Below are 10,936 nucleotides of genomic sequence, written 5' to 3'. Positions count from 1 at the left end.
GTTCGAGGGCAAGGGTCAGCCTGGTGAGAAGGTCGAGATCAAGGACGCTGATGGCAATGTCATCGGTGAGACCGAGGTCAACTCCGATGGCACCTGGGACGTCGTCGTGACGGTTCCCGAGAACGGTTCGGTCGTCGTCGAGGCCGGTGACCAGAAGGTCGAGATCAAGGACCTCGACGTCGTCGCACCGCTCAACGTCACCTCGCCGAAGTCGGGCGACACGATCACCGATTCGGACGCGGTTTTCGAAGGCACCGCTCAGGCAGGCGCCGTGGTGGTCCTGAAGGATGAGGCCGGCAACGTGCTCGCCGAAGCCACCGCCGACCAGGACGGCAACTGGAGCATGGGCTACGCGCTCCCCGCCGGCAAGGCCACCTACACCATCAACACCGGTGGTCAGGTCGTCACGCTCGCGGATCTCGTGTCCGTGCGCAACGACACCCCGGAGGTCGCGCCTCTCGTGGTGACCACGCCGAAGGCGGGTGACCAGGTCGAATCCTCCGGTGTGGACTTCGCCGGAACCGGCGAGCCCGGCACCAAGGTCGAGATCAAGGACGCCGACGGCAACGTCATCGGCGAGACCGAGGTCGATGGTGAGGGCAACTGGAACCTGACGGTTCCGGCGCCGGTCGGTAACGGCAACCTGTCGGTCGTCGCGGGCGATGAGACCATCGTGATCGAGGGCGTCGAGGTCATCGACGACACCCCGGCCCCGGTGTTCGAGTTCGCGATCACCAGCCCTTCCGAGGACGAGGTCATCGGAACGAGTGACATCGCGTTCGTCGGTACCGGTACGCCCGGTGCGCCGATCGTGATCACCGACGCTGAGGGCAATGAGCTGGGTTCGACCGTGGTCGATGAGTTCGGTTCCTGGACGCTGACCATCCCGGCACAGCCGGAGGGTGCGAACAGCATCACGGTCAACGACGGCACGAAGGACATCGTGTTCGACTTCGTCGTGACCGAGGACGTCGAGTCCACCCCGCTGATGGACCCCCTCCTGGGCGGTTCTATCGCGGCCGGTCTCCTCGCCTTTGCCGGAGCGTTCGGCCTGCGCCGCCGCTTCACCTCTGACAACGCATAACAGCTGCAAATCTGCAGAGAGCGGGCCCCGGACCATTTGGTGCGGGGCCCGCCCTCGTTGCCTTCGGGCGACATAGATGATCACGCTCGATCCCCGCGCGTCGGTCCCCGAGAGCACGCACATTTCCGCGACTGGCACGGGTCGCCCTGCGCTCCGCGTCATCGGCGTAAGCCCGGCCCATAGCGTCGTGCGTGTTGGGACGCCGTGCTGCTTCTTCTGTTCACATCGGCGTCTGGGGACTTCGACATTCAACTGGGGACTTCGCTCGTACTTCGATCCATCTGCTGACTGTGGGTGGGCAGATGGCGTTGCGCGCGACGAGCGCGGCACATTCCGGCCATCGTTCTCGACCGCTGCGCCGCTGCGTCCGCGGTCATTGTTCCCGCAGACGACGATCCGGCGCATATACGCCCGGCGCGACCGGGGACTCATCACGAAAGGGAATCACGTGAATTTCACCAACAAGATCGGCCGAGGCATTGCCGCGGCCGGTACGATCGCCGCTCTCACGGCGACTGGAGCTCTGGCGGCCGCACCGGCTACCGCCGCGGAGGCACACAGCATCGTCGGAGTCCCGGCGGCGTTGGCGTTCGTTCCCGCGGCGACTCCCTACGCGACGCTCACCACCATGTACGGCTCTGCCCTCCCCGGCGGGGTGACCGACGAGTTCCGCGTCTACTACTACGACAACAACAAGGCCACGAACGGCAGCTGGACGCTCACCGCGCCGACCGGAACCACCTTCGCATCCGTCCGATCGAATGGGTCCCCGACGTTCACCATCAGTGCCGACGGCAAGACGGCCACCTCGTCGTCGTCGAACTGGGGCGGCCCGACGTATGCCGGATTCGCGACTCTCAACATCCCCGGCACGGCCAAGCAGGGTCAGGTCTTCACCGGCGGCAGCGCGGTGCTGAAGAACTCCGGCGGAACGGTCGTTCATCAGGGCGCGATCACCGCCTATGCGAAGCAGGACATCCCGGCCGTGGCCGGATCCAGCACGCCCGGTCTACTGACCACGGCGATGACGATCTACGCCGGTGGCCCCGATGTCGTCTCCGCCGCTGGTGTGATGACCATCACCGCTCCGACTGGCACCACGATCGACTCGGCGCGTCTGGGCTCGGGCGAGGCGCTGTCGATCAGCGCCGACAGGAAGACCGCCACGTCGGACAGTGTGGCCTTCGGTGGCGACGGCGAGAGCGTCATCCTCAAGCTGAGAATCGATGCGGATGCCAAGCCTGGTGAGACTCTCACCGGAGGATCCGCCGTTATCACGGCGGTCACCGGTGCCGTCGTGGGGACGGCGGACATCACCGCAGATGTCGTCTACCCGTTCGTCATCGCTTCGCCCGGTTTCAATACGACGGTGGGCCTGAAAGGCACCACTTTCACCGGAACCGGAGCGCCGAACGAGGAGATCGTGGTCACGGACATGACCGGCACGGAGGCCGGACGCTTCACCATCGACTCTTCCGGCGCCTGGAGCATCGACCTCACGCTCGCTGAGGGATCGAACTTCCTCGTCTTCAAAACTCCGGACCATGGCACCACGCCGTGGCGGGTGCTCGCGGTCGACCAATCCGCTGAGATCGTCCTCTCCTCCCCGACCTCAGGATCCACGGTGGTGGGCCCTGACGTGGTGTTCGAGGGCACCGCGGAGCCCGGCGAGACCGTCGTGATCAAAGACGCCGAGGGCAACGAGGTCGGCTCCACGACCGCCGACTCTGAGACGGGCGAGTTCTCGGTGTCCGTCCTCCTTCCCGAGGGATCCACCTCGGCGACGGTCGAGGCCGGGACGCGCAAGGCCGAGGTCGACGACCTCACGATCATCGCGAAGCTCGCGGTGACCTCGCCGCTCCCGGGAGCCACCGTCGGCACGCATGGCACGGAATTCAGCGGTACCGGTCAGCCCGCAGCCGAGGTCGAGATCAAGACGGCCGACGGGAAGACCGTTCTCGGCACGACCACGGTCGGCGCCGACGGTACGTGGAAGAGCACTGTCACCCTCGCCGAAGGCATGCCCGGCGTCGTGGTCGAGTCGGGTACGCAGAGCGTTCCGGTGCCGCTCGAGATCGAGGACGACACCGCTCAGCTTGTCGTCACTTCGCCGCAGCAGGGCGTCGAGATCGTCGGCCCCGACGTGACCTTCATCGGCAACGGCCAGCCCGGCGAGACCGTGGTGATCAAGGACGCCGGGGGCAACGAGCTCGGTGAGACCGTGATCGACGAGGACGGCACCTGGGAAGTCGTCGTGTCCCTGCCGGGCGGCGGCGAGGTCACGGTCGAGGCCGGCGACAAGTCCGTGGCGCTCGAAGACATCATCGTCGTGGCTCCGCTCGTGATCACCTCTCCGTCGGAGATGGACGTCGTCCGTTCCGGCGTGGCCATGACCGGAACCGCGCAGCCGTTCGCCGAGGTCGAGGTCCGCTACCAGGGCAACGGGCAGCTCGCCGGCACCGCGACTGCGGACGCCGACGGGAACTGGTCGACCACGCTCACTCTGCCACGCGACCCGGCCGCGCTCGTCGTGACGACCGGATCGCAATCCGCGAATCGCAATCTGCTCATCGACACCACCCCCGTGGTGGCTGACCTGACCGTCACCTCGCCGAGCGCCGGGGACGCGGTCGACAGCAAGGGCGTCGAGTTCACCGGTGAAGGCCAGCCTGGCGAGTCCGTGGTGATCACCGATAAGGACGGTAGTGCTCTGGGCGAGACCATCGTCGACGAGTTCGGTGACTGGAAGGTCACGCTGCCTGTGCCCGAAGGCTCCGCGCCACTCACCGTCACTGCGGGTGACCAGTCGGTCGTGATCGACGACCTCACCATCGTCGATGAGACCCCTGCGCCCGTGTTCGAGCTGGCCGTGACCTCGCCGGCCGAGGGCGAGGTCGTCGGGGCGGGCGACGTCCCGTTCACCGGCACCGGCACCCCGGGGGCGTCGATCGTCATCACCGACGCCGAGGGCACCGTGCTCGGCGAGACCAGCGTCGACGAGTACGGCAGCTGGCAGCTCACACTCCCGGCACAGCCCGAGGGCGAGAACACCGTCACGATCAGTGATGGTGAGAACGACGTGCCGTTCACGTTCGTCGTGACTGAAGACGTCGAGTCGACCCCGCTGATGGACCCGCTCCTGGGCGGTTCTATCGCCGCCGGTCTGCTGGCGTTCGCTGGAGCGTTCGGCCTCCGCCGCCGCTTGAGCGCGGACAACGCGTAACAGCACCAACCAACGGAGCGGGCCCAGGACCATCGAGTCCTGGGCCCGCTCCGTTTGCGCAGGACCGCGCGGATCCTCTGGTGCGACGCGTCTCCCCACGGAGAGTTCGTCGATCCGCACGCACTGTCCCGATATGTGCACGGTTGCTGTCGCTTCGCGCACTGTTCATAACCGCGCAAGGGCACCTTCATCTCTTCGGTAGGGCATAACGGGCACGTGCCACGGGTCTGCCTGGTGCCGGCTGCGTCTGCAGCCGGGTCAGTGATACGAAGGAGTACGTCTGTGCGTGAGAGAAGAGTTCGTCGCCTCGGGGCGGCGCTGGGAGTGGTGGCGGTCGGGCTGGCGAGCACCATCGGCGCGAGTGCCGCGCAGGCCGCACCGCAGGACTACGGGAACGTGGATGGCGACCGCACGGGTTCGCTCACCGTCCACAAGTATCTGCATCAGAGCGGCGACGTCGAGGGGGATATCAGCGCCGCGCCGGCAGCCGGCGATTTCACGGATCCCGTGGCCGGCGTCGTTTTCACCGCGTATCCCCTCCTCGAGAGCGGGCAGCCGCTCGATCTGACGGTGCCTTCGAGCTGGGACGGACTCGAGGATGTGCAGGCCGGAGCCGCCTGCACGTCCCCCGCCGGCTTCACGCTCGGTGCGGGAATCGTCCTCCCGGCGACCGATGCGCAGGGAGCGGCCACGACGGCCGCGCTCCCGGTCGGCGCCTACCAGGTCTGCGAAACCGAGGCTCCGGCACAGATCGTCGATCGCGCGGCTCCGTTCGTCGTGACGATCCCCATGCCGCACGACGGCGGCTGGGTGTACGACGTGCATGCGTATCCCAAGAACGGCTCGGGCGAGATCGTCAAGAGCATCCAGGAGCAGCAGGACACCGGGCTCGGTTCGGTCGTGCGCTTCCCCGTCACGGTGCCGGTGCCCGAGAGCGATGACGTCTGGACCGGATTCGCCGTGCGCGACACTCTGGATGCCCGCCTGGTTCCGGTTGCCGCGTCCGCCATGACCGTGACGGCGAGCGGCGCCCCCCTCGATGCGAGCTACTACGCGATCGATGTGCAGGGCCAGCAGCTCACGATGAGCTTCACCGCGGCCGGACTCGCCTGGCTGAACCAGGGTCCCAACGCGCACGCCGGAACCCCGATCGGCGTCGTGTTCGCGGGCACCGTCGTCGCGGTCGGCAACGGTACGATCCCCAACACCGCGCTGCTGTGGGCCAACAACCCGGGCTTCGACCCGAACGTGCGCCCGCCGCTGCCCTCCAACGAGGTGATGACCCATTGGGGTTCGCTCGAGATCCTCAAGCGGGCCGCGAACACGTCGGGTAGCCAGGGGCTACTCGCCGGCGCCGCGTTCGAGGTCTACAACGCGGCCGATCCCTACGCGACCGACTGCACCGCCGCCGAGGCGACCGGCTCGCCCGTGCAGGTCGCGGGGAAGACCACGTTCACATCGGGCACGGGTGGAGTCATCGCGATCGCGGGGCTGTTCGTGAGCGACAGTGTGAACCCGGCGGTCGACAGTGCGCAGCGGTGCTACGTGCTCAAAGAGACGGCGGCACCTGCCGGCTACGTCCTCCCCGCCGACCCGTTCCGCGGGGTCACCGTGAACATCGGCGCCACGGCGGTCACCGCGAACGCAGACATCGTGAACACCCAGCAGGGCGTCCCCGGGCTGCCGCTCACCGGAGCGAACGGCCAGATCATCCTGATCACGGCCGGGGTCGGCCTCGGCGTCATCGCCCTGGGCCTGGTGCTGATGAAGCGCCGCCGCGAGGCTGCGGCCGCCGAGTAGCACTCGTCGTGCGGCGGTGCCCCTCACCACAGCCGCACCCCGCTCGCTGAGGCGGCCCTCGGGTCGCCTCAGCGAGCACCCTCTCAAACTTCTGACCAATGCATGGGAAAGCACGTCATGGAAAAGATGCGATCGATGCGCGCAGCGCGCACACTTCGTCGCGACAGGGGGATGGGAGCACGCATCGCCGCGTGCGCCCTGACCCTCGGCCTCGGGCTCGCTGGACTCGGCGGCCCATTGGCTGTCGCCGCCGATGAGACGAACACGGACGACACGAACGGTGCGGAGAACAGCGTCGTCGTTGAGACGCCCGCCCCGCAATCGACCGCTCCAGAGTTCTTCGTCGACCAGGGACGCACCGAGGGGACGACCACCGACGAGACCGAGTCCGCCACCGCGACACCTCCTGTCGTGGCAGATGACGCCGCGGTCGCGCCGCTGTCCGTCCCGGTCGCTCCGGCCGGCTCCGCCGTGATCTCGGTCAACGTAGGCGGCGACCGACTGCCCGACGGTTCGGTGCAGGGCCTCGCCGGCGTGACTCTGGGCCTCTACGGACCCGGCACCGCTTCCTCGGCGGGGCCATCGTCCACCGCACTGCCTCTCCAGGGTGCCGCAGGCACGCGCTACAACGCCGCCTGGTCCTGGACCACCTGCGTCTCAGACGCCGACGGCGACTGCAACTTCGTCGTGCCGATCCGTGCCGGTGCTGCGTCGGTGACCGGTGCGCCGCAGGACACCCGGTTCTGGGTGGTGCAGGAATCGGCTCCGGCCGGATGGTACGCCAACCCGACCATGCGCGTCGGCGGGTTCGGTGCGTCCCCCAACAGCACGTGGCAATACCGTTTCCGCACCGACACGCAGCTGCGGGCGGGTTCCGTGTACCGCTCGACGACCGCGATGCCCGCGGGCGCGACCTACTATCCGCCGGACCGCGGGTTCATGCGCAACCGACCGGACGACCAACTCGAGGGGGGACAGAGCGAGAACGTGACCAGGACGACGGGCATCTGGAGCGAGTCGCGCATGAACCCCGCGCTGCCGGCCGCCGACTGCGAGCTCGACGTGGCGCTGGTCGTCGACACCTCAGGTTCGCTCGGAGCCCCGGGGATCGCCTCGATGAAGTCGACGCTCTCGGCGTTCGTCGATGCCTTCCAGGGCACTCAGACGCGCATGTCGCTGTTCTCGTTCTCGTCGACGAGCCCCGGATCCGGTGCCACCAACAACCCCGCGCTGCTCCCGGTGACCACGCCGACACAGGGGGCGGCGTTCAAGGCCCAGTACGCGTCGTGGCTCTCCGGCGGCGGCACGAACTGGGATCGCGGCCTCGCGGCCGCCGCCAACGCCGCGGCGCGCTACGACGTCACCATCCTTCTCACGGATGGGAACCCGACGGTCATCGCCGACCCCGCGGCAGGCTCGAGCGCCTTCAACTCGCTGCAGGACGTCGATGCGGGCATCTTCACCGCGAACCAGCTCAAGGCGGAGGGCACGCGTGTGCTCGCTCTCGGCATCGGCGCGGCACTGACCCCTGAGAGTGACTACAACCTGCGCGCGGTCTCCGGCACGTCGAACGGCACCGACTACCTCCGGGTGTCCTCCTTCGCTGAGGCGACGGCGGCGCTCAAGTCGCTCGTGGCCACCGACTGCCAGGGCACGATCGGCGTGCAGAAGATGATCGTGCCAGCGGGCGGTGGCATCGCCGACGCAACTCCGGCACCCGCAGGCTGGCAGTTCGACGCGACCACCGTCGCCCCGACCGCCGTGACGATCAATGCGCCGGCCACTCAGGTGACGACGGCCGGAGGCTCGGGCAAGGTCGACTTCGGTCTCACCTTCGCGGCCGAGGCGACCAGCGGAGGCGTGCGCATACTCGAAACCCAGCAGGCGGGATATCAGATCGTGCCTGTCGGAGCGGGGGTGGCGGCACGAAACGCGGTGTGCATCGACACGGCGACCGGGACGCCGGTGTCGGTGACGGATGCGGGGACGGCGGCGCAGCCGGGCTTCACGGTCGCGGGTCTCAAGGCTCATCGCATCGAATGCACGGTGTACAACCGTGCGGCTGCGCCGGGTGCGCTCACGGTCGCGAAGTCATCGGATCCGGCGTCGGGCACTGTCGTCGCCCCGGGCCAGAGCGTCACCTACACGCTCACGTTCGCCAACACCGGGGGCACTCCGATCACCGTCGATCGGGAAGACATCCTCACCGGGGTGCTCGACGACGCCGACCTTCAGGGAGTGATCACGGCAGGGGCGCCGCTCACTGCGACGCGCACCGGCGACCGCATCCGCATCACCGGCACGCTGCAGTCAGGCGCCCAGGGCACCGTCTCCTACACGGTGCGGGTCAAGGATCCGCTTCCGGCCGCCGGCGACGCCTCGCTCGGCAACTTCGTCGTGACCACGGGGCAGCAGCCGCCCGAGACCTGTGAGCCGGGCCAGCCCTGCACAGTGCACCCGGTGCGCGTCGGACTGACGTGGAGCAAGGTCGACGTGGGGGGCAACCTGCTCTCGGGGTCCGATTGGCTCCTGACCCCGTACGACTCCACCGGCGCCCTGGATTCTGGGCGTGCCGTCCCCGTGCTGGATTGCGTTGCGGACTCGACCGCCGTGTGCACCGGCGCCGACCGCGACCCCGATCCCGGTGAGTTCGCACTCGCCGGACTGGAGCCCGGTCGGTACCGGCTCGCCGAAACTAAGGCGCCGGCCGGATACCAGCTGCTGCAGAACCCGATCGACATCGTCGTGAACACGGACGTCGCGTACGGCGATATCGAGAACGAGCAGATCGGCATCCCGGGGATTCCGCTCACCGGCGGCACGGGGAGCCTGATGTTCGGCGGGATCGCCGGTGGCCTCGGCGTGCTCGTCGTGCTCGGCCTCTGGTGGCAACGGCGACGCATCGGCGAGGCGGGCACCGCGTGACCCGAACCCGCGCGCGGACATGGCGGCCCGGCCCGTTCACCATCGTGATCGCCGTCGTGGCGCTCGCGGGTGCGGGGGCCGGGCTGTACCCGATGACCGCCCAGTGGGTGTCGTCGTACAACCAGTCGCTCGTCGTGGACGACTACGCCTCGATCGTCGAACGGGTAGATCCCTCGGCGGCCCAGCAGATGCGGGAGGCGAGGGCGTACAACGACGACCTCAGCGCGGGGAAGTTCGTGGTTCGGCGCGATGGGGGCACCCCCATCAGTGCCGGAGCATCCACCGCAGAGAGTTTCGACTACGACACCCTTCTCCGCGCGTCCTCCGACGGCCTCATGGGACGAGTCCGGATCCCGAAGATCGATGTCGACCTGCCGATCTATCACGGCACCGACGACGCCGTCCTCGCTCGGGGCGCCGGCCACCTCGAGGGCTCGCACCTGCCGATCGGAGGCCTCGGCACGCGTTCGGTCATCACAGCACATCGGGGTCTCGCCGACGCGGCCATGTTCACGGACCTGGATCGGGTCGAGGTCGGCGACAGCTTCACGGTGGCGGTGTTCGGCGAAGTGCTCAGCTACCGGGTGACGACGGTCGAAGTGATCGATCCGGAATCCACCAGCACCCTGCGCGCGATCCCGGAAGAAGACCTGGTCACACTCATCACCTGCACTCCACTCGGGATCAACACGCAGCGCATCGTGGTCACGGGCGAACGCGTCACGCCCACTCCCGCGGCGGAGATCAAGGCGATCGCCGGACCGTCGACCGTGCCGGGATTTCCGTGGTGGTCTGCGTGGGGAGGAGCGGCCGTCGTGGCGGTCGGGACCTACATCGTGGTGCAGGGGTTCCGGGATTCACCGGCGTCGACGGAGGCGGCTGAGTGAACACCCGCCGCCTGAGGTATCGTCCGCCGCTGCGGAAGGAGTCGTTCCGGATCACCGAGCTCGAGCGAGCACGGGACGATGAGCAGCTGCAGGAGTACCTTGCCAGCGCCAACATCCGCATCACTGGGCTGGTCGGGGGAGGAACGCTCGCGGCCAGCCTCGCCCACTATGCCCACACGAGCCTGGCGTTCGTGACGACGCCACCGGTGTCGATCACGTGGAACCGCGACGAGGCTTCCCGTTCGAGGGCTCTTCTGCTCTTCGCCCGGACCGGAGGGCTCGAAGTGACCACAGCGGTTCCCGTGGTGCGACGAGGGACCGGAGCCGTCGTCGTTCCGCCGGGGGATGTCCCGCTGGAGATCTCGGTGTCCCAGCCGGAGAACGAGCTCATCTACGTCAGCGTGGACGCTCAGGTTCTGCCGGCTGTCGTGTCCGAGCTCACGCACGGTGTTCCGGCGCCCCCGATCCCGTGGCGTACCCTCGTGCCGCTCTACGCGTTCGTCCGCGGACTCTGCACCACGCCGGAACCGAGCAAGGATGAGCCCGACCTGCTCGCCGCCGCCGTCGGTTCGGTGGTCGATGCGCTCGCGCGGACCGCTCTCGCCGGGCTCGAGCCGTCTGCCGGAATCGTGGCCCGTGCTCTGGTTGTCATCGACGAGCAGTTCCGCGACCCGCGGGTGGATCTCACATCGATCGCCGGGCAGCTGCAGGTGGGGGTCCGCACCCTGCAGGCCGCATTCGCCGCCGAGGGTTCGACAGTGACGGGTGAGTTGCGTCGCGTTCGGACCGACAGCGTCGTGCGGCTGATGGTGTCGCATCCGCACCTGACTCAGGAGCAGCGGGCGCATCTGTCCGGCTTCGGCTCGCTCTCCGCGCTGTATCGCGCACTTCATAGTTTGAGGATGGCCCCTGAGTGACCCGAGGCAACCGAGACGCGAGGGCGACGAAGGGCGACACCAGACGAAAAGACCGTGACCTTGAGCGAAAACTGACAGAATCCTGCGGGAGGGTGGCGCG

Annotated in this window: 6 protein-coding genes; all 6 read left to right on the top strand. The window is 68.2% G+C overall.

Annotated features, from left to right (window positions below):
• Positions 1 to 1,084 (top strand): Ig-like domain-containing protein (locus tag ACFC14_RS02295; protein WP_376101027.1); only part of this gene is annotated, 1,084 nt, incomplete at its 5' end.
• Between the two features lie 448 nt (positions 1,085 to 1,532).
• Positions 1,533 to 4,307 (top strand): Ig-like domain-containing protein, encoded by a 2,775-nt coding sequence (locus ACFC14_RS02290; RefSeq protein WP_376101026.1) that lies wholly within the window; start codon positions 1,533 to 1,535, stop codon positions 4,305 to 4,307.
• Positions 4,308 to 4,589: 282 nt separating this feature from the next.
• The gene (locus ACFC14_RS02285) at positions 4,590 to 6,107 is read left to right on the top strand and encodes a SpaH/EbpB family LPXTG-anchored major pilin (protein WP_376101025.1); all 1,518 of its coding nucleotides are present in this window, start codon (positions 4,590 to 4,592) and stop codon (positions 6,105 to 6,107) included.
• Between the two features lie 171 nt (positions 6,108 to 6,278).
• On the top strand, positions 6,279 to 9,032 hold the full coding sequence (locus ACFC14_RS02280; protein ID WP_376101024.1) for a SpaA isopeptide-forming pilin-related protein: 2,754 nt from the start codon (positions 6,279 to 6,281) through the stop codon (positions 9,030 to 9,032).
• Entirely contained in the window at positions 9,029 to 9,919 is an 891-nt protein-coding gene (locus ACFC14_RS02275) for a class C sortase (protein ID WP_376101023.1), read from the top strand. The genes ACFC14_RS02280 and ACFC14_RS02275 overlap by 4 nt, the downstream gene beginning before the upstream one ends.
• Complete coding sequence (locus tag ACFC14_RS02270; RefSeq protein ID WP_376101022.1) at positions 9,916 to 10,836, top strand: hypothetical protein; 921 nt, start codon at positions 9,916 to 9,918, stop codon at positions 10,834 to 10,836. The genes ACFC14_RS02275 and ACFC14_RS02270 overlap by 4 nt, the downstream gene beginning before the upstream one ends.
• The last annotated feature ends 100 nt before the right edge of the window (positions 10,837 to 10,936 follow it).

Source organism: Microbacterium sp. NPDC055988, from assembly GCF_042269505.1.
GTDB lineage: Bacteria > Actinomycetota > Actinomycetes > Actinomycetales > Microbacteriaceae > Microbacterium.
The sequence above is the reverse complement of the archived record's forward strand: the minus strand, read 5'-3'. Positions and strand labels throughout refer to the sequence as shown.

Coding starts and splice junctions, on each gene's coding strand:
- ACFC14_RS02280 (WP_376101024.1), top strand. CDS start 6,279: ATGGGAGCACGCATCGCCGCGTGCGCCCTGACCCTCGGCCTCGGGCTC.